Origin of the sequence: Paenibacillus sp. SZ31 (assembly GCF_012912005.1) — a bacterium.
Classification (GTDB): Bacteria; Bacillota; Bacilli; order Paenibacillales; family Paenibacillaceae; genus Paenibacillus.
This window is the reverse complement of sequence record NZ_JABBEA010000002.1, coordinates 169,275-188,480: the sequence shown is the minus strand read 5'-3', so window position 1 is coordinate 188,480 and position 19,206 is coordinate 169,275. Positions and strand designations below refer to the sequence as shown.

Sequence of the window (19,206 nt, the reverse complement as noted above, 5' to 3'; positions counted from 1 at the left end):
CTAAACAAATTTAGCCTGAATTTCTTTTAAAAACAAATCCGCAGCAGTCGAAAAGACCTGATGTTTTTTCCAAACGATATTTAAGCCAGATTCAAGTCTTGGCTCTAGCGGTCTGAAACAAAGGTCGCTTTCACTGGACGTATTCACTATTTTATCAAGTGTTAATGCATAACCAATGCCTTCTTCAACCATAATGGCAGCATTATATGCAAGATTGTATGTAGTAACGACGTTTAATTTGTCAAAATCTTCACCAAACCAGTCCGCAAACTCATTTTTTGAAAATGTCTGCTTCATTGACTGTCGTGAACAGATCAGTGGAACATGTAATAAGTCTGTAGATCGAATCGCATCTTTAGAGGCGAGTGGACTTTCTTTTCTCATAACCACTCCCCAAACATCCTTGTCGGAGAAATTGATATAGTTATATTTGGAGACATCCGCTGGCTGGATTAGAATACCGAAGTCAAGGAGTCCCTTGTCTAGCCGCTCAGTTACATCATCTTCGTTGCCGCTGTATAGGTGATAGCGTATATTGGGATATTTATTCTGCACCTCTTTTGCCACTCTTGCAATCTGTTTCATGGCTTCCGTTTCTCCACCGCCAATATAAATATCTCCACTTATGGTTTCTTCCATGGATTCAAATTCCGCCTCTAATTTATCGACCATACCTACAATTTCTTCAGCCCTATTTCTTAAAAGCATACCTTCATCTGTGAGAATAATACTGTAACTACTGCGAATAAATAATTTCTTTCCCAACTCTTGTTCAAGGTCTTTCAATTGTCTGGACAAAGTTGGCTGCGTAACATGCAAGAAATCAGCAGCACGTGTAATGCTACCTTCTCTGGCGACCGTAAGAAAATAACGCAATACTCTAATCTCCATCTTAACTCCTCCTTTATCCTTTATATTCTACAATAAACCTATAAGAAATGCCTTTCAAGCATATCTTGTTATAAGATATGAGTATTTGCTATGTGGTGCATAAACGCTAAACTAAAAAGCGAGGCAACTGGAGAAGAAATTGAAGGGAATGAATGATATGGATAAGACAAAGGTATGGTTTATCACTGGCGCTGGTCGAGGTATGGGCACGACTATTGCGAAGGCTGCTTTAACTGCTGGACACAAGGTTGTGGCTACCGGCCGGAATCCGGATGCGGTGGTTCGTGCGATCGGTGATTCCGAGAATGTAATGGTTGTCCCATTAGATGTTTGCGAGCCTGCAGATGCACTTTCTGCAGTTAAGGCGGCAATTGAACGGTTCGGGGCAATCGATGTACTCGTAAATAATGCGGCGCATTTCTGTGGAGGGTATTTTGAGGAACTGACCCCTGACCAGATTGAACATCAGCTACAGGTGGCGTTGGTTGGTTCCATGCACGTTACCCGGGCCATATTACCTGTGATGCGTAACCAACGTTCAGGTCATGTGATCTCGATCTCTTCAGGCGCTGGCATTTCAGGATTTGAGTTTAATTCGGCCTATAGTGCTGCAAAATTTGCGCTTGAGGGATGGATGGAGGCATTGGCTCCTGAGGTAGCTCCTTTCGGTATTCATACGACTATAGTCAATCCCGGATTTTTCCGAACAGAATTTCTTACGGATACATCGTCAACTTTCGCTAAGCCCTCGATTAAAGACTATGATGACCGGAGAGCTGGTCATATGGAATTTTTCAAGAATCAGAACGGGCAACAACCTGGAGATCCAAAAAAACTTGCTAATGCCCTCCTCAAGATTGCAAACGAGGTCCAACCGCCGCAACGCTTTATTGCAGGAGCCGACGCGATAGACATTGCAGAGCAGAAAATAGCCAACCTTCAGTTAGAGATCGATGCTTACCGGGATCTCTCTAGATCCATGGCATATGATAACTAAACGAAATCACCTGCTTGTCTTCATACTGACCTTTGGTGTATTCAGTATTTTAAATACGGAGATGGGCGTAATCGGAATCTTGCCTTTGATTGCAGACCATTACCAGGTCAGTATCTCAACCGCTGGTTTGATTGTGAGTCTTTTTGCGCTTGCGGTTGCTGTATCTGGTCCCATTTTGCCCTTATTATTTTCGGGCATGAACCGCAAGCATGTCATGTTGTTCGTGCTTGGCATTTTTATTGTGGGCAGCCTGGTTTCCGCCATCACATCAAACTTTACGGTATTGGTCATTGCACGTGTCGTTCCGGCTTTTTTCCATCCTGTCTATTGTTCATTGGCATTTACGGTCGCAGCGGCGTCGGTCCCCAAGAAAGAAGCGCCGAAGGCAGTGGCTAAAGTATTTCTAGGCGTGTCGGCAGGAATGGTACTTGGAGTACCCCTTTCGAGCTTGATTGCTACCACCACATCGTTGTTCTATGCAATGTTATTCTTTGCCGCCGTAACGATCATCGCATTCGTAGCAACACTTCTGTTCGTGCCCTCAATGCCAGTTACGAAAAAACTCTCAATGGGTACTCATCTGTTTGTATTGAGAAGGTCCGTGATGTGGCTATCCATTGCTGGTGTGATTTTCATGAACGGAGCCGTATTTGGGGTCTATAGTTACCTTGCCGAGTTCCTGAAAACCGTGACAAGATATGACTGGAACACCGTCAGTGTGATGTTATTTCTATATGGCTTGGCTAACATGGTTGGGAACATGCTGGCAGGGAAACTTCTCGCTAATCACCCGTTAAGAACAGTCAAGATGTATCCATTTGCGCTAATTACTGTTTACATCTTGCTGTTCACCTTCGGACAATTCAGTGTGCCAACAGCCTTCATTATTATCATTTGGGGGATTTTAGGCGGCATAGGGGGCAATATCACTCAATATTGGGTGGTATCTGCAGCACCAGAGGCACCCGAATTGTCGAATGGGATCTTTCTGACCTCTTCCAACCTGGGAACAACATTTGGTGCAAGTATATGTGGACTAATCGTAACTGGAATAAGTACACAATATATCGTAGTTGGAGGAATCGTATTTCTAATATTTAGTATTGTAACGAATTACTTCAGAATCTCCATGACTGGTCGAATAAAGAGTTCAAATGTCGAAGGATAAGCAGGGTTTGAACCCTGGGAGTGTTCTCTATATAATAACCATAATACTTACTTCACTTACCCAAGTTAGGGATAATTTGAAAAGAAGGTGATGGTTAATGAGTGAACCTTGGGCTGCTTCAATGAGTGGTGCTCCCTGGAATGATGACAAAATGAGTAACGCTATCACTCAATTGCGAAACCGCGCTACGGTAAGTTTTGTTGCTGGGCTGGACGAGATGCATGATCTACGTCAACTGGATGAACATGTGTTTGCCAAACGCCCGGATCTGATTCTATCCATCTCAAACACTGATGTGAAAGGGCGTTATACCGAGGAACTTTTGGAGATTCTCGCTGCACTAAAGCATGTCACCGCTGTACAGCTGGATCTCAAGCAACCACAAGATCTGAATATCTTAAGTACGATGCAGAGGATGGTCTTTCTCACCATTCGCTCACCCAAAATTCAAAATTTGGATTTCATACGTAACTTTAAGTATTTAGATTATCTCGCACTTAGCGGGAAATTCTCTGATCTCTCACCAATTGAGGACTGTATTCGCCTGCGTACCCTTGTTTTGAATTGTGCCATTGATCAACTTGATTTTGTTGTGGACTTACCGTTAATCGAATATTTGGCTATCGATCAGTGTACATTGAGCGGTTCGCTTGAGGTGCTGGCTGAATCGAATATAAGCATGCTGAGATTATCCTCTGTCCGTAATCTGACCGATATTGATGCAGTGGGGACGCTACATAACCTGGTCTATCTACATCTGTCATTACCTAAGATTGAGCGATTGTGCGACTTTACAGGTATGAAAAATCTCCGTCAACTAGAATTGGATTTCATGAAATCATTACAGGAGATTGACAATCTGTGGACTGCGGGTCAATTAGAGGTACTGGTCTTGAAAGAGATACAAAAGGGGATCAAGGCGGAAGCTTTTGAGGGTTTGCTCGAAATGCAAAGTTTGCGTCAGGTGGATTTCCGTTTTATCGATCACAGTAAAGGTCGTATAGCTGCCATGCGTAAACGAATGATGGATGCAGGAAAAGAACATCTTCTCTATGAGAATATCGCTGAGGAAGAACGAATACATTCCTCGGGACTCGTGCATCTGTCAAAAATCCTGACGTAAAAATGACCTTACTACTTATTCAGTAGGGAAAGAAAGTTAAACTTGCTCAAAAGCGGAGGGGCCGTCCTAAGAGTCATTATATGACTTATAGGGCGGCCCCTTTGAATTGAGAGAGATCTATTCATACTTAAGAAATGAACACCTTAAGTATCTAATCAGTTTCCTTTGAAATGAATGACTTCCTCAAGTGCTACTCTTGGCATGACTACTTGAGAGTCCTTGTCTTCGAGTACTGGATAGCCAAAGATGATGCCAGCCACAATTTTTTTGTCATCGGGTATACCTAGGATCTCACGCTGGAACTTAGGATAAGAGATAGAAGTATATGCTGGAAGACTGCCGAGACCATGGGCTTCAATGGATAGCATCAGGAACCCGGAAAATATGCCAAGGTCATGCATGGACCATTCCGTTAAGGATGCATCTAAAGTAAGAAAAGCAACGACTGGTGCGTCGAAAAATTGGAAATTGGCTTTCATTCTCTCTGCTTTGGCTTCATGATCCCCACGAGCAATGCCGAGTTGGCTGAAACGAGCTTCACCAGCTTGATTCATACGCTGTTGAAAGAGCTCCGGCCATTCCGTCGGCATAGGGATATCAGATTGGAAGGGTTCTCCGTCCTCAAAGGCCTTTAAATATGCACTCCGCAGTTCTTCAAGTTTCTCCCCAGTAGCGACATACACTTCCCAAGGTTGGGTATTGCCCCAGGACGGCGCGTTAATGGCATCCTTAAAGATGGATTCCAGTGTTTCTCTATTGACCGGTTTATCTGCATGAAATTTACGTTTGGAATGACGGTTTTGAAAAATGGATTGTGACATTTATATTCCCCCATATGCTTATTTAAATGATTACTAGGGAAGTAGTGTTAGGCGCCTTAACATCTGCTTTACCTCTGTTCAAATCCAAGATTATAATATAGTATGATTCATTACAAGTACGCACAAGTTTGTGCTATAGGTACAAAAAGTATACTTTATCAGAGTAAAGGGGCTACGAAAATGAGCGAAGAACTGGATCATGTTTGTCCGCAATCATATGAATGTAAGATTCTAGTCACCCTTGAGGTCATCGGGGGAAAATGGAAAGGGATCATCCTCTTCCACCTAATGAACGGCCCCTTACGTTTCAATGAACTAAAGAGACGAATTCCGGCTGTTACACAACGGATGCTGACTCTGCAGCTGCGCGAATTGGAGAGTGATGGAATTGTAAGTCGCCATATATACCGTCAAATTCCGCCAAAGGTAGACTATACTCTTACTCCATTCGGAGAATCGCTGAAGCCACTTATTGATGAGATGCGCAACTGGGGCGAAAAGTATGAAAACATATTATTGACTGAACGAAACAAAGAAACACAGGAACACCAGCCATCCCAAGTATAAAGAAGATGCCAGCACAAACGTTGAGTCTCACCGCTCAGATAACAAAAGCAAAGGTACTTCTCTACAAGTCGCTATTTTAGCGGCTTTTTTTCGTATCATAATGGTTTTCGATTGAACATTTTGTTTGAAAATAGCCCTTAATTTGAATGAATATTGATCAATTATACCTTTTTGCCCGTCCTGACTTCACACGTCCATTTTTTCTCGTATAATAACAAAAAAGATATAAGGGGGAACTCAAATGCTTACAGTTGGATACATTGGCAATGGCAAAAGCACAAATCGATATCATCTTCCTTTCGCGTTGAACCACGATCATGTGAAGGTAAAAACAATATATGCCCGTAACCTGGATAAAACGGAATGGGATCGCGTACCGGATGTACAATATACGAGTGATCTTGATGTCTTGATGAATGACGATGAGATTCAGCTGGTTGTTGTATGTACGCATCCAGAATCACACTTTGATTATGCCAAGACAGCGCTGGATCACGGTAAAAATGTGCTTGTTGAGAAACCCTTCATGTTGGACAAGAAGCAAGCTGAAGACATTTTCCAGTACGCCAAGGAGAGAAATCTAATTGTCGAATGTTTTCAAAACAGACGTTATGATTCGAACTTCCTGACCACACAAAAGGTAATTGAATCCGGAAAACTTGGAGAGTTACTGGAAGTAGAAATGCATTATGATTACTATCGTCCTGAAATCCCAAACAACACCAACCATTTTTCCAAATACAACAGTTATCTGTACGGACATGCCAGCCACACGCTTGATCAAGCCATATCCTATTATGGTAAGCCGGAACGAGTTCATTACGATGTCCGTCAGTTGCTGGGCGAAGGAAGAATGAATGATTACTTTGACCTCGATCTGTATTATGGAACGTTAAAAGTGTCTATTAAATCGAGTTTCTTCCGTTTAAAACCTCGCCCGTGTGCGATCGTTTATGGTAAAAAAGGTATGTTTGTCAAAGAAACGGAGGATCGTCAGGAAGAGCATCTAAAGTTATTCCACTTGCCTAAGGGTCATCCTGACTTCGGAATCGACCTGCCCCACCATTATGGGACCTTAACGTACATGGATGATGAGGGAGTGTATCATGAGGAGAAAGTTGTCTCGGAAAAAGGAGATTATACCCGTGTGTATGATGCTCTCTATCAAGCCATCGTTCTTGGCAAGGAGAAAGTCGTCAAAGACGAGGAAACGTTAGCTGTTATGGAAATCCTTGAAAAAGGAATTGAAGCTTGCCGCTAAGATAGGTTGGACTTACTCAAGTAGATTAGATACTCCCTATGGATCTCATGTCCGTGGGGGGAACACTTTTAACAAAGAAAAGAAAGCGCTTGCTGTAAGGTTTAACAGAGGTATGATCGCCAAGAAATGACTACTCCCACCTAAAACACAACATTTTGCGAGTTTTAAACTTGATGAAGGGAGGCATTGGATGATCATCCAAAAAATCTTTAACAATAACGCCATTGTAGCTAAAGATGCGCTCCGGGAAGAATTTGTAGTTATGGGTAAAGGCGTTGGATTCAAGAAAAGTGTAGGAGATGCGCTTGATGAAAACCTGATCGAAAAACTATTCATTCTGAAACCCAATGAAACGTTAGAAAAATTCAAAACGTTGCTGGAAGATATCCCAACTGACTATGTTTCATTATGTTACGACATTATAGAATACGCCAGAAATAGACTCAAAACGCCCCTCAGTGATTATATATATGTGACACTTACCGATCACATCAACAACATGATCAAGCTGTATGATGAGGGGATCAAAATTGTAAATCCGTTAACTTGGGAGATTAAGAAGATCTACCCCAAAGAATTCGAGGTAGGTCTGAAGGCACTGGAATTCATTGAAGAATCCATAGGCAAGCGATTTCCTGAAGACGAAGCAGCCAATATTGCTCAGCATCTCATTAATCCCAAAGTGAACAGTGAGTACCCCGAGATTGCAGATTTAGGGCGACAATTAGAGAAGATTAATGATATTCTGTCCATCATCCAATATACCTTTAATGTTGTTCTGGATGAAAAAGAGGTAAGTTACGAACGGTTCATTAGCCATCTAAAATTCTTTTTCCAAAGCTTGAATCAGCGGAGAGAAGCGTTGATCGAAGACGATTTCCTGTTTAGGCAGGTCAGATCCAAATATACCAAAGCATATGAGTGTATGTTGAAAATCGAGAAGTATCTTAATACTACATTGTCAGATGAAGATCAATTATATCTGACGATTCACATTGAAAGAATCACACGAAAATCAATTGAATAAAATTCGGGATTGTTACTGGTCATGCAGGCGAGACTCATTGGACAAGGCGTTTACCGCTTTGTTCCTGTGGTCTTGCCTTTTTGTGTATATCAATTGTTGGAAGGATGATCACTCATGAAGTATGAGGAATTGGCAAAAGAAATTATTCATCATGTTGGTGGAAAAGAGAACGTAGAAAGCCTGGCGCATTGTGTAACTCGTCTAAGGTTCAAACTGAAAGATGAGGGTAAGGCTAACACCGATGTCCTGAAAAATATGGACGGCATCATCACCGTAATGCAAAGTGGAGGACAATATCAAGTCGTAATCGGCAATCATGTTCCTCAGGTTTATGCTGATGTTGTGGCTATAGGTGGACTTCAACTGGACTCCGGACAGTCATCTGGTGAGTCGACGAAAGAAAAAACGAACATTTTCAACACATTTATCGATGTGGTTTCCGGCGTATTCACCCCGGTACTTGGCATCTTGGGAGCAACTGGTATGATCAAAGGGCTAACTGCTCTCCTGGTAGCTGTCGGATGGCTTAGTACAACATCAGGAACCCATCAAGTGCTGAGCGCGATAGGTGATTGCCTGTTCTACTTCTTCCCGATCTTCCTGGGATATACGTCAGCGAAGAAGTTTAATGCTAACATTTTCATCGGAATGGCGATAGGTACTTGTCTGGTTTATCCAAGCTTCTCAAGCCTGACCTCAACAGGCCAACCGCTGTACACCATATTTGGTGGGTCCGTAATTGAATCGTCTGTGTATCTGTCCTTCCTGGGGATTCCGGTTATTCTAATGAATTATGCATCCAGTGTCATTCCAATTATTATTGCGACGTATGTTGCTTCAAAAGTTGAAAGGGTTTTCAAACGAATTATTCCGAACGTTATAAGTAACTTCTTTGTTCCATTCTCTACATTGCTGGTCGTTGTGCCAGTGGCACTGATCGCAATCGGGCCGGCTGCGACTTGGGCAGGTCAATTGCTCGGGGCAGGAACGATGTTCCTCTATAACTTGAGTCCGGTCATCGCAACAACTTTGCTCAATGGATTCTGGCAGGTGTTTACTATTTTTGGCGTTCAGTGGGGATTGGTACCGATTGCTTTCAACAATCTTGCCATATTGAAGTACGATCCAATGATCATTACAGCTTCCGTGCTTACCGTATTCTCACAAGTCGGTGTGGTACTGGCCATTTTAATTAGAACCAAAAACAAGAAATTGAAATCCTTGTCCATTCCTGCCATTATCTCGGGTATCTTCGGAGTGTCAGAGCCTGCAATTTACGGGATTACGTTACCGCTCAAAAGACCGTTTATTATGGGATGTATTGCAGCGGCTGTGGGCGGTGGCATTACCGGCCTAATGGGAACCAAAGCATATATGGTTGGTGGTATGGGAATCGTTGCTTTTCCAAGCTTTATTAGCCCAGAAGGAATAGACAGCGGATTCTATGGCATGATTCTTGGCTCTCTTGTGAGCTTCGGTCTGGGATTCCTGCTGACATTCTTCCGTGGGTTTAAAGATCCTGAGCAAACGAACGGCAATCAAGATGGCGATGGAAAAGGAAGTACTGACAATAAGCCAGCAATTAAGCATGACATCGTACAAAGTCCGATGAAAGGTAACATCATTGCTCTAAGCGAAGTGAAAGATGAGGCATTCTCCAGCGGTGCGCTTGGTAAGGGGGTAGCCATTGAGCCAACTGAAGGCAAAGTATACTCACCCATCGACGGTGTGCTTACGAATGTGTTCCCATCCGGTCACGCCATTGGCATAACAAGTGCACACGGCATTGAAATTCTTATTCATGTCGGAAAGGACACGGTAAAGCTGAAGGGGAAACATTTCACACCCAAAGTAAAGCAGGGAGAAGCCGTTAAACAAGGAGAACTTCTATTGGAATTCGATATAAATGAAATTAAAGAAGCTGGATTCAGTCTAATCACACCTGTTATTGTGACCAACTCGGGTGATTACCTGGATGTCATTGAAACGGAGAAAACAAGTGTCACGTATCATGATGATTTGCTTAAGGTCGTGAACTAATGAGCGTATTTAAAAACGGATTTATGTGGGGCGGTTCAGTTTCCAGCATGCAAGTGGAGGGAGCTTGGGATGAAGATGGCAAAGGTCTTACCGTGTACGATGCGAGTCAGATGAAAAGTAATGCCGAGACCGCTTCGGATTGGAAAGTAGCCATTGATTTTTATCACCGTTACAAAGAGGACATTGCTCTGTTGGCAGGCATGGGCTTTACAGCTTATCGATTTTCACTCAGCTGGGCCCGCATTTTGCCGGACGGAGAGGGGATTGTGAACGAAGCGGGGTTGCAATTTTATGATCGTGTCATAGATGAGTTATTAAAATATAACATCGAACCCGTAGTTTGCTTGTACCATTTTGATATGCCGCTTAATCTGGCGGATAAATATGGAGGTTGGCAGTCACGGCAAATATTCGAGGCCTTCAAAGCCTACGCTCAAATCGTGATCGAGCGCTTCGGTACACGCGTGAAATATTATATTCCTTTTAACGAACAGAATGCAGCCGTGTCCATCCAGATGAAGAATCTGGAAGAGGTTATCCCGCAATCACACATGCAACATACGGTCGCAGCGGTGCAACATCATATGTTCATGGCTTCGGCAGCAGTACGAAACATCGCACGCGAGTATGCACCACACGCCATGGTGGGGGGCATGGTTAATTTTGCACCCTTTTACCCGGCGACCAGTAAACCGGAAGATGTACTAACCGCTCAGAAGGCGAATCGCAGATATAATTACCGGATGTTAGATGTATTTGCGAATGGCGAGTACCCGGCAGATCAACTGCATGAATGGCGCTTGAATGAGGTAACACCGCCCTTTCAGGAGGGCGATCTCTCTTATTTGAAAGAGGGCAAGATGGACTTTCTCGCTCACAGTTACTATCAATCCTTAACGATTCAGAGTGGTATGGAAGTGACTATCGAATCCATTTGGGACTTTTTTCTTGGAGGGAAATCACTGAACAATGCATATTTGAAAACAAGCGAATGGGGCTGGGCTATTGATCCGGTTGGTCTACGGCTTACGGTCAAAGAGATATATGACAACTACAAGTTACCGGTGTTCACCGTAGAGTGTGGAATTGGCGTCAAAGAAGAGCTCGATGAGAATGATACGGTGCTGGACGATTATCGCATAGCCTATTTTCGCGAACATATTGAGCAACTCAGACTGGCGGTTTCCCAGGACGGCGTAGATCTGATGGGATTTCTCACATGGGGACCCATCGATATATTAAGCTCACAAGGTGAAATGAAGAAGCGTTACGGGTTTATTTATGTCGATCGCACCGAAACGGATCTAAGAGATTTGAATCGTTACAAGAAGAAAAGTTACAACTGGTTCAGAGAGGTTATTTCCAGCAATGGAGAAGACCTGTAATGATAAATGAATGAATGAACGAAATAATCATGTGGTTACGACCGTTCTCTGGAATACTTCCGGAAAACGGTCGTTTGTTTTGTTTAGATTCACTATTGCATAAATGATTGTTCAACCGAACGACTTACTTTTTCAATAAATCGAGCTATTTCTCGCGGCGTTTCCTTCATTCCATGTTTAATCCAATTTTTGATGACTGCTGCACTGCCGCTTGAAATGAATGAATAGTATGATTCAAGCGTATTCACATCCATGTGAGGCATTTGTTCCCTCCACACTTCAATACTTCGATCATGCAAAATATAGATCACCCGTTCCAAATAATCTCCATTCCCATGATCAGAGAACAGGATGGTACACAGGTCACTGTTATCTGCGATATGTTCGCAGATTTCAACGAATGAACTTTTAACATGTACATCATCCCGTATAGAACGTTCTATAAGCTCCTTAATAACCGCAAAAAATGATTCTTCAATGCTTGAAAGCAAATGAACTGGAGAATGATAGTGCATATAGAACGTATTACGATTAAGATTCGCTTGTCTGCATAAGTCAGTCACGGTAATTTTGTTAATTGGACGCTCTTTCATAAGTGCTAACAGACTTTCTCTTAATACCATTTTGCTATATTGAATTCTGCGGTCTTCTTGCATTCCCCTTAATTACCCTCCTAATGATGCAAAATCATCGAGCTAACAGACATAATCCGTTGTTTCGTTCGTTAACTATCATTTGTTATCGAACTGCCTGTTGTTTATCGAACAGCGTGTACATATACTATAACCAGAGTAACAGATTATTACCTTTTGGAGGAACAATTAATGAAAGTAACCTATGCAATGATAGATAAAGAATTACGTCTGAAAGGTAGGATTTTGAACATCTTAATGAGTTCCTCAAGTGAAGACCGTTTCTTAAAAGATATGCTCAAAAGAAAAAAACAAATTGAAAAACGAAAAGGGAAGCATCTGGAAGGGATGCACTGTCGTGAAGAATGGATTGAACGTAAAGACGGATCTAAACAGCGTATGCTTATCTATAGACCTCATCATGTCCAAGAAAACCTTCCGGGTATTCTTTGGTTACATGGGGGAGGCTACGCACAGGGAATACCAGAACTGTTCGAAAACATGTACCAAAAGTTAATGGATACAAGTAATTGTGTTATTATCGCGCCGGATTATCGTTTATCTATTGAAGCACCGTATCCAGCAGCGTTAGAGGATAGCTATGACGCTCTTATGTGGATGAAGCAACATGCCAAGGAGCTCGGAATTCGGAGCAATCAACTCATGGTAGGTGGGGAAAGTGCAGGAGGAGGGTTAACCGCAGCTCTTACTCTCTATGCGAGAGATCAGGGGGAAGTGAATATCGCATTTCAAATGCCGCTGTACCCCATGATCGATGACAGAATGATCACTGAATCAGCTCAAGATAATAATGCCCCCATATGGAACTCTGACATGAATGAATGGGCTTGGAAGCTGTACCTCGGAGATAATTACGGAAAAGAGGTATCTCCTTATGCGTCAGCTGCAAGAGCTACCGATTATAGTAACCTTCCACCCACAGTGACTTTCGTCGGTGATGTGGAACCCTTCCGGGATGAAACGATCGAATACGTTAAGCAATTAAAAGAAGCCGGCATTCCCGTTGAATTCACGCTATACAAAGGCTGTTACCATGGATTTGATATCATTAATCCCAAAGCCGAGGTAAGCCAGGAAGCTACTTCATTCTTAATGAAATCTTACAAGTATGCAGTAGCGCATTATTTTGCCGAACAGCATCACACTTGAATAGAGGGATGTATGTCTGGAATGGAAACAAACCAAAAGAGCAATCTCCAATGAGGTTGCTCTTTTGGTCATGGTTTATTTTGCGTAACGATGTATACGCAGTTTCTTCCTCCGGCTAAAATGTATTCTCCTCGTTCAATATGAACATTATCGCCTAGAACTGTTTTGAATAAATGTAACTCATTCTTGCATAACCCGGTACATACCGCGGCCGCTTCACAGATGGGGCAATGCTTCTCAATGAGTAGGAGACTGCCATCATCCTGCTCCTTAACCTCGGCCATATAACCCTCATTGGTGCGAATCTCGGCCAATTTTTCCAATCTCTCTCTAACATCCGATGCATCCCCAAGATGCTGAAGATATTGTTCTTGCATATTTTTATTTCGCACATCCAGCAGCTTGTCCAGCCCTTCATGACCAAAAGCTTCTTTCATCGAATTGATGAGGCTGACGGATAAATCCGAATATCCACTTGGGAAAAAACGATTAGCCGCGGGAGTTAATATCCATAGCTTGGTGGGGCGACCCATGGGACGGGCCTCTTCCACAGTGGTAACCAATCCTTCTTCTTTTAGCGCATTCAGATGTTGCCGAATAGCCATTCCAGATAACGAAAACTGAGTGGAGAGTGCCATAACATCCATTCCCCCGCGCTCTTTTAACAGATTAATAATTGCTCTCCGGGTACTGGTTGAGACATCCTTTTTGGTTTGATTTCCGCTCATACTGTACCTCCTTTTGAAGCAATTGAATCTACATGACTAACTACATTTTAAACAAAAATGTTGACAAAGTCAAAGCCGAACTGTAGCTTAGACATTATAAACAAAAATGTTTACTAAGTATCCGGATACGATGTATACATACCAATTTTCTTGGAGGTCACATTTCATGTCGTCTAATCATCAAAGTATTTTCAGCCCGCGTTATTTTGCACTGTCCATAGGAATTATTTTGTCAGTGATGGCCGTTGGATTCGAAGGTCTATCTGTCACCACCATTGCTCCTTCGATTGCTGGAGACTTGAACGGCCTTAGCTTGTTCGGGTGGATATTCAGTACATATCTGCTTGCGCAGATTATCGGGACGCTGGTCGTCGGTCGGATCATTGATAAAAGAGGACCTGCAGCACCGTTCACTTTTGCACTTCTGTTGTTTATCGTAGGGCTGATCGCTGCCGCAACCGCAGGCGATATGTATATCATGATAGGTTCACGGGCCCTTCAGGGTTTGGGTGCTGGAGCTATGATGACTTGTGTATATACGGCTATATCCTTAAGTTACCCGGATGAGTTACGTGCCAAAATACTTGGAGCATTTGGTACTGCCTATGTTCTTCCGTCCATGCTTGGTCCATATGTAGCCGGTCTTATCGCAGATCAGTGGTCCTGGCGCTTTGTTTTCTGGGGGATCTTACCTGTGCTAGTGGTTTCAGCATTGCTTAGTTTACCTGCCTTTAGGAAATTGAAAGTGCAGAAGACGGGAGGGGATACCGGATCTTCATCCACTTGGATGGCGCTACTCTTAACGTTAGGTACAGGGATTTTCCTGGTTGGTTTAAGTATGCTTCCGAGCATTATGGGATTTGTTTTAGTCGCGATTGGCCTAGTATTGATGTTATTTCCGCTCCGTAAATTGCTACCGAAGGGAACACTTACGTTGCGCAGAGGAATGCCAGCAATTCTGGCAACACGTGGGTTGTTCTTCGCTGCCTATACCAGCACACAGAATTTCCTGGTATTGGCTCTAATCGACGTGAAAGGAATTACACCTTCACAGGCCGGATTAATTGTCGCGAGTGCTGCATTAAGTTGGTGTATCATTGCGTATCTACAAGGACGGTGGGATGCGGCAGATCAGGGCCGTGGACGTCATATGAGAATCATTCTGGGGGTATTGCTGCTTGCGATAGGGATTGCTATCGTATTTTGGGTACCTGTTGTGACCGTTACCATCGCAGTTCTTGGTCAGATCATTGCTGGAGTTGGTATTGGATTGGCGCATCCGATTAGCGGTGTTGTCGCATTTTCCCAAACGGGGGAGGAAGGCGTAGGCCAGACCTCGGCCAATCTGCAATTTGCAGATTCGTTTACACCTGGGGTAGTGATCGGTATTGGTGGTTCCATCCTTGTAGTGTGTCAGGCTGGCGGTATGTCACTTCAATCCGGCTTAATTGTAGCCATGGGGTTCCATCTCTTGTTGATCGTCATGAGTATCATTGCCAGCACTCGGATCTCACCACGCAGATGAATATGAAAGTGGGTGTACAGACCATTGCTCACTGAAGATCCGAATAAACTATTTACAGCTTATCGCATCATCGGAACGAAATGGACCATCCATATTTTATGCACTCTTTCTCAAGGTCCGAAGAAATTCGGTGAAATTTGCGATAACATTCCTTCCATTTCCGAAATGATCCTCTCCAGACGTTTAAAGGGTCTTCAACATGATCATTTGGTCAAAAGAACAATACGGACACGCCCTACACAAATTATTTATGAACTTACGCCAAAAGGAGCTGCTCTTGCAGCATTCATACCCTGTCTAATGGACTGGGATACCAAATTTCAAAATGATACCACCGGGAGGAATAAAGATGATCATTGAGGTCAGTGATACAGCATCGGAAAAAATTGTCGAGATCTTATCAAGTGCGGATATCCAAAATGCCTTTCTTAGAGTAGGCGTTGATGAAGGGGGATGCAGTGGTTTATCTTATACCCTTATCGTGGATGAACAGCAGGCAGAAGAAGACACTGTGTTAAATAAAAAGCAATTTAAGATATTGGTTCACGCAAACAGTATTCCATATATTGATGGTCTTGAGATTGATTATGAAGAGAGCGGAATGTTAGGCGGATTCACCATGAATAATCCAAATGCCAAAGTTTCGTGTGGATGCGGGGCTAGTTTCAGAATGGCCAATTATCGTGGCGAAGTGAAAAAATGTGATTAATGAAGGAAGGAGTGCAGAGCAATGATTTCATTTGTAGTATCTGATCAAGCGATCGATTCATTTAAGAATGAATGGGATTTGGAAGAGGGCCAATATGTAAGGATTTATGCAAAATATGTCGGAGGAGGCTCTGATGCTTTTACAATTGGCATAAATGCGAGTGCTACACCGGTCGATCCCGCATTGGTTCAATCCATTGGAGGATTTCATTTCTTTGTTGAAAAAACAGATGCCTGGATTCTGGAGGATGAACTTCTCCAAATTGACTGTAATGAACATGGCATATTTTCAAGCAAAATCTCCTATTGAACATGTGAATCATATTCCAGAGCACGATTCCACTTTTTAAACATTCAACTTTACAAAGTAGAGAGCTTAATGTATATTCAGGGAGTTAAAAGGTTTAATTTACCATAATAACCATCAAATTACGGAGGTGTGGGAGACTAACAATAATCAAATTGGGATTTTTGATGCTCAATACAGGGCAACTACAATTGGGATTATGCTGGTTCTGGCAACCGTAGCTTTCGAAGGACTGGCTATCACAACGATTGCCGCGAAAATGGCACAAAGTTTAGAGGGCATTCATTTATACGGTTGGATCTTCAGTGCATTTTTGTTATCTCAGCTTATTGGAACTTTGGTTATGGGTCAGCAGGTTGACAAGCGCGGCGTTTTTACATCTATGCTGATATCTTTTAGTGTTTTTGTGTTAGGAACTGTGGTCTCCGCTATTTCTTTCGATATGCACATGCTTATTGCCGGAAGAGCCCTTCAAGGTTTTGGAGCGGGGGCCCTGATCACATGTGTTTATACCTGTGTGACGTTACATTATCCAGATACACTTCGTACTCAAATCCTGGCCGCATTCTCTATGGCATTTGTCCTGCCTACCTTAATCGGACCTTATGCAGCAGGCCTTATAGCTTCCTACATCTCGTGGCGATATGTTTTCTGGATCGTTTTACCCTTGATTGGAATAGCGTTGAGTCTCACATTCCGTTCTTTCCGTAATTTGCAGCTTCAGCAAGATCTGTCAGGTCCAGCGCGAGCAACCGACTCAAAGATTATGTATGCGATTCTGCTTGCCGTTGGAACTGGATTGTTACTCACAGGACTTGGTATGATAACCGATTGGAAAGGTATAGTACTCACTTTGGCTGGATTAGTCATCATGATCACACCAATGCGTAAATTGATGCCTGTGGGCACTTTTTCGGTAAAAAAAGGATTGCCTGCTACTCTGGTTTCGAGAGGGCTATATGTTGCTTGTTATTTTACAACGGAGAGTTTTGTGATCTTGGCGCTAACCGAAGTGAAGGGGTTATCAGCTGACCTTGCTGGCCTCATTGTAGCAGCAGGTTCTCTGAGCTGGTCCGCCGCAGCGTGGTTGCAAGCCAAGCTTGATGCACGAGATCAAGGTCATGCCCGAAAGGGCAGGGTCATGACGGGCATTGGGATTATGATCGTTGGAACTGTACTTGTGATCCTGGCTCTTATTTTGACGGACGGCGGGATTATACTCATCCTTCTCTCACAAATGATTACAGGGTTTGGTGTTGGATTGGCCAACCCTACAACGGCAGCCATTGCTTTACAACATGCCTTGCCCAGGAAAGAGGGAGAAATGTCCGCGAATCTGCAATTTGTGGATTCCTTCTATATGGGAGTAAGCATTGGCGTTGGTGGCGCTCTGATTGCCTTGTCCGAAACGTTACAGTGGGGCATATCGACAGGTGTCTTGATCGTGTTAACACTGCAATTACTATGGGTCTTGTTAAGTTTCTTAGCATCACTACGAATTACCCAACTCGTTCATCAAGAACATCATCCAATCAGCCAAGTGAAGGATAACATCTCCATGTAACGGATGACGACCGCGTCGTTAAATACATCATGAAGAACGGGGGGACTAATTGCATTGGGAGGTGGATAAGATGGCACGTGTATTAGTAGTCATTACTCCGGCTGAAGGACATGTGAATCCATCGTTAGGATTAGTTACTCAATTGATAGACAATGGTGAGGAAGTCATCTATGTGTGCACGGAGGAGTACCGTTCCCGAATTGAACAAACCGGTGCCCAGATACTTACCTATCCGTTTCCACAAGATGCCTTCTCTCATGATCCGGTGTTGAAACCCCAGGAGTATAAGCATTCTTATCAGTTCACCTATATGATGGTAAGTATTATCCGGAGGATCATCCCCAATGTGCTGCAGGTGGTAGAGGATCAAAAGTTCGATTATATGATCTTTGATTCCCTGATGGGATGGGGAGGGACTATTCTTGCAAAAAAACTGGGAATTCCTGCGGTGTGCTCGATTGCGTCCTTTGCTTTTGTGGAGCCTCTGGGATCTAACTCAGGTCTCAATGAGACGGAGACAAAGGAGCTTTATGAGGCTACGATGAAGATCACAACGGAGTTAGCCGAAGAGTTTCAAGTGAGTATTCCAGCCATGGAAGAGATTCCGGCCCATGCAGGTCAGTTAAAGCTCGTGTACACCAGCCGTTATTTTCAGCCGCAGGCAGAAAAGCTGGATGATCGTTTTATTTTCACGGGTCCTTCGATCATAACACGTCAAGATGCTCCTGCCTTCTCGTTCGAGCTGCTTCGTGAACAGTACCCACAAACCGTGTACATTGCGATGGGTACGATCTTAAATAAAAACTTGGATTTCTATCAGCTTTGCTTTGAAGCATTAGGGGATCTACCCGTGAATGTTGTTTTATCTTCAGGAAAGTACACGGACATGGAGCCACTGGCGGATCAAATTCCATCTAACTTTATCGTCAAGCCATACATTGCCCAGTTGGACATGCTGCAGCATACCGATGTTTTTATTACACATGCTGGAATGAACAGCACGAGTGAGGCGTTATATTACAATGTCCCGATGGTAATGATTCCGTTAACATCGGATCAGCCTCTTGTCGCCAATCGGGTACAGGAGTTGGGCGCGGGGATTACTTTAAATAAACATAACCTCAGTGAAACTCATTTGAGGGAGGCACTAATAGAAGTACTACACAATTCGCAATATAAACGGCAGGCTTACCTCATCGGTGAATCTTTACGCCAGGCTGGCGGTTACAAGCGAGCTGCTGAATTGATCATGAATCGTATGGGTTCAGGAGTAGAACTTTATGAATTTTGAT

19 protein-coding genes are annotated in these 19,206 nt (G+C 43.2%); 15 read left to right on the top strand and 4 right to left on the bottom strand.

The annotated features are described in order from the left end of the window. Complete coding sequence (locus HF638_RS05520; protein WP_169479293.1) at positions 1-891, bottom strand: LysR family transcriptional regulator; 891 nt, start codon at positions 889-891, stop codon at positions 1-3. Between the two features lie 157 nt (positions 892-1,048). Here HF638_RS05520 and HF638_RS05515 point away from each other — a divergent pair, with 157 nt between their 5' ends. From HF638_RS05515 to HF638_RS05505, 3 genes are all read left to right on the top strand, one after another. Next, entirely contained in the window at positions 1,049-1,888 is an 840-nt protein-coding gene (locus tag HF638_RS05515; RefSeq protein ID WP_211175520.1) for an SDR family NAD(P)-dependent oxidoreductase, read from the top strand. Beyond that, on the top strand, positions 1,878-3,056 hold the full coding sequence (locus HF638_RS05510) for an MFS transporter (protein ID WP_169479291.1): 1,179 nt from the start codon (positions 1,878-1,880) through the stop codon (positions 3,054-3,056). Before HF638_RS05515 ends, HF638_RS05510 begins: the two co-directional genes overlap by 11 nt. A gap of 97 nt (positions 3,057-3,153) precedes the next feature. Next, positions 3,154-4,179 (top strand): leucine-rich repeat domain-containing protein, encoded by a 1,026-nt coding sequence (locus HF638_RS05505; RefSeq protein WP_169479290.1) that lies wholly within the window; start codon positions 3,154-3,156, stop codon positions 4,177-4,179. 155 nt (positions 4,180-4,334) lie between these two features. Here HF638_RS05505 and HF638_RS05500 read toward each other — a convergent pair whose 3' ends face one another. Further along, positions 4,335-5,000, bottom strand: a complete 666-nt coding sequence (locus HF638_RS05500; protein WP_169479289.1) for a nitroreductase — start codon at positions 4,998-5,000, stop codon at positions 4,335-4,337. Positions 5,001-5,180: 180 nt separating this feature from the next. Here HF638_RS05500 and HF638_RS05495 point away from each other — a divergent pair, with 180 nt between their 5' ends. From HF638_RS05495 to HF638_RS05475, 5 genes are all read left to right on the top strand, one after another. Beyond that, complete coding sequence (locus HF638_RS05495; protein ID WP_169479288.1) at positions 5,181-5,567, top strand: winged helix-turn-helix transcriptional regulator; 387 nt, start codon at positions 5,181-5,183, stop codon at positions 5,565-5,567. 241 nt (positions 5,568-5,808) lie between these two features. After that, a complete protein-coding gene (locus tag HF638_RS05490; RefSeq protein WP_169479287.1) occupies positions 5,809-6,828 on the top strand; it encodes a Gfo/Idh/MocA family oxidoreductase in 1,020 nt (339 codons plus the stop codon). Positions 6,829-7,018: 190 nt separating this feature from the next. Continuing rightward, positions 7,019-7,855 (top strand): BglG family transcription antiterminator LicT, encoded by an 837-nt coding sequence (licT, locus tag HF638_RS05485; protein WP_169479286.1) that lies wholly within the window; start codon positions 7,019-7,021, stop codon positions 7,853-7,855. Between the two features lie 114 nt (positions 7,856-7,969). After that, positions 7,970-9,895 carry a beta-glucoside-specific PTS transporter subunit IIABC gene (locus HF638_RS05480; RefSeq protein WP_169479285.1) on the top strand — a complete coding sequence of 642 codons (1,926 nt, stop codon included), beginning with the start codon at positions 7,970-7,972 and terminating at the stop codon, positions 9,893-9,895. Beyond that, positions 9,895-11,280 (top strand): glycoside hydrolase family 1 protein, encoded by a 1,386-nt coding sequence (locus tag HF638_RS05475; RefSeq protein WP_169479284.1) that lies wholly within the window; start codon positions 9,895-9,897, stop codon positions 11,278-11,280. The genes HF638_RS05480 and HF638_RS05475 overlap by 1 nt, the downstream gene beginning before the upstream one ends. A 92-nt stretch (positions 11,281-11,372) precedes the next feature. On the opposite strand, the gene HF638_RS05470 is transcribed toward HF638_RS05475, so the two are convergent. Further along, complete coding sequence (locus HF638_RS05470) at positions 11,373-11,936, bottom strand: TetR-like C-terminal domain-containing protein (RefSeq protein ID WP_169479283.1); 564 nt, start codon at positions 11,934-11,936, stop codon at positions 11,373-11,375. A gap of 168 nt (positions 11,937-12,104) precedes the next feature. On the opposite strand from HF638_RS05470, the gene HF638_RS05465 reads away from it, so the two are divergent. After that, the gene (locus HF638_RS05465; RefSeq protein WP_169479282.1) at positions 12,105-13,082 is read left to right on the top strand and encodes an alpha/beta hydrolase; all 978 of its coding nucleotides are present in this window, start codon (positions 12,105-12,107) and stop codon (positions 13,080-13,082) included. A 68-nt stretch (positions 13,083-13,150) separates the two neighbouring features. Here HF638_RS05465 and HF638_RS05460 read toward each other — a convergent pair whose 3' ends face one another. After that, positions 13,151-13,810, bottom strand: a complete 660-nt coding sequence (locus HF638_RS05460; RefSeq protein WP_169479281.1) for a helix-turn-helix transcriptional regulator — start codon at positions 13,808-13,810, stop codon at positions 13,151-13,153. Between the two features lie 166 nt (positions 13,811-13,976). On the opposite strand from HF638_RS05460, the gene HF638_RS05455 reads away from it, so the two are divergent. From HF638_RS05455 to HF638_RS05430, 6 genes are all read left to right on the top strand, one after another. Next, positions 13,977-15,335, top strand: a complete 1,359-nt coding sequence (locus tag HF638_RS05455; protein ID WP_169479280.1) for an MFS transporter — start codon at positions 13,977-13,979, stop codon at positions 15,333-15,335. Positions 15,336-15,359: 24 nt separating this feature from the next. Beyond that, entirely contained in the window at positions 15,360-15,695 is a 336-nt protein-coding gene (locus HF638_RS05450; RefSeq protein ID WP_169479279.1) for a winged helix-turn-helix transcriptional regulator, read from the top strand. Next, complete coding sequence (locus HF638_RS05445) at positions 15,685-16,044, top strand: HesB/IscA family protein (protein WP_211175519.1); 360 nt, start codon at positions 15,685-15,687, stop codon at positions 16,042-16,044. The genes HF638_RS05450 and HF638_RS05445 overlap by 11 nt, the downstream gene beginning before the upstream one ends. Positions 16,045-16,065: 21 nt before the next feature. After that, positions 16,066-16,353, top strand: a complete 288-nt coding sequence (locus HF638_RS05440; RefSeq protein ID WP_169479278.1) for a HesB/YadR/YfhF family protein — start codon at positions 16,066-16,068, stop codon at positions 16,351-16,353. Positions 16,354-16,549: 196 nt separating this feature from the next. Beyond that, positions 16,550-17,914 (top strand): MFS transporter, encoded by a 1,365-nt coding sequence (locus HF638_RS05435; RefSeq protein WP_169479277.1) that lies wholly within the window; start codon positions 16,550-16,552, stop codon positions 17,912-17,914. A gap of 70 nt (positions 17,915-17,984) precedes the next feature. Beyond that, complete coding sequence (locus HF638_RS05430) at positions 17,985-19,205, top strand: macrolide family glycosyltransferase (protein WP_169479276.1); 1,221 nt, start codon at positions 17,985-17,987, stop codon at positions 19,203-19,205. Position 19,206 lies beyond the last annotated feature (1 nt).

Bases quoted from the DNA above. Each gene is read 5' to 3' on its own strand.
- HF638_RS05460 (WP_169479281.1), bottom strand. From the start codon at position 13,810: ATGAGCGGAAATCAAACCAAAAAGGATGTCTCAACCAGTACCCGGAGA.
- HF638_RS05445 (WP_211175519.1), top strand. From the start codon at position 15,685: ATGATCATTGAGGTCAGTGATACAGCATCGGAAAAAATTGTCGAGATC.
- HF638_RS05465 (WP_169479282.1), top strand. From the start codon at position 12,105: ATGAAAGTAACCTATGCAATGATAGATAAAGAATTACGTCTGAAAGGT.
- HF638_RS05475 (WP_169479284.1), top strand. From the start codon at position 9,895: ATGAGCGTATTTAAAAACGGATTTATGTGGGGCGGTTCAGTTTCCAGC.
- HF638_RS05495 (WP_169479288.1), top strand. From the start codon at position 5,181: ATGAGCGAAGAACTGGATCATGTTTGTCCGCAATCATATGAATGTAAG.
- HF638_RS05440 (WP_169479278.1), top strand. From the start codon at position 16,066: ATGATTTCATTTGTAGTATCTGATCAAGCGATCGATTCATTTAAGAAT.
- HF638_RS05520 (WP_169479293.1), bottom strand. From the start codon at position 891: ATGGAGATTAGAGTATTGCGTTATTTTCTTACGGTCGCCAGAGAAGGT.
- HF638_RS05480 (WP_169479285.1), top strand. From the start codon at position 7,970: ATGAAGTATGAGGAATTGGCAAAAGAAATTATTCATCATGTTGGTGGA.
- HF638_RS05490 (WP_169479287.1), top strand. From the start codon at position 5,809: ATGCTTACAGTTGGATACATTGGCAATGGCAAAAGCACAAATCGATAT.
- HF638_RS05455 (WP_169479280.1), top strand. From the start codon at position 13,977: ATGTCGTCTAATCATCAAAGTATTTTCAGCCCGCGTTATTTTGCACTG.
- HF638_RS05505 (WP_169479290.1), top strand. From the start codon at position 3,154: ATGAGTGAACCTTGGGCTGCTTCAATGAGTGGTGCTCCCTGGAATGAT.
- HF638_RS05470 (WP_169479283.1), bottom strand. From the start codon at position 11,936: ATGCAAGAAGACCGCAGAATTCAATATAGCAAAATGGTATTAAGAGAA.
- HF638_RS05500 (WP_169479289.1), bottom strand. From the start codon at position 5,000: ATGTCACAATCCATTTTTCAAAACCGTCATTCCAAACGTAAATTTCAT.
- HF638_RS05435 (WP_169479277.1), top strand. From the start codon at position 16,550: ATGCTGGTTCTGGCAACCGTAGCTTTCGAAGGACTGGCTATCACAACG.
- HF638_RS05430 (WP_169479276.1), top strand. From the start codon at position 17,985: ATGGCACGTGTATTAGTAGTCATTACTCCGGCTGAAGGACATGTGAAT.
- licT (WP_169479286.1), top strand. From the start codon at position 7,019: ATGATCATCCAAAAAATCTTTAACAATAACGCCATTGTAGCTAAAGAT.
- HF638_RS05515 (WP_211175520.1), top strand. From the start codon at position 1,049: ATGGATAAGACAAAGGTATGGTTTATCACTGGCGCTGGTCGAGGTATG.
- HF638_RS05510 (WP_169479291.1), top strand. From the start codon at position 1,878: ATGATAACTAAACGAAATCACCTGCTTGTCTTCATACTGACCTTTGGT.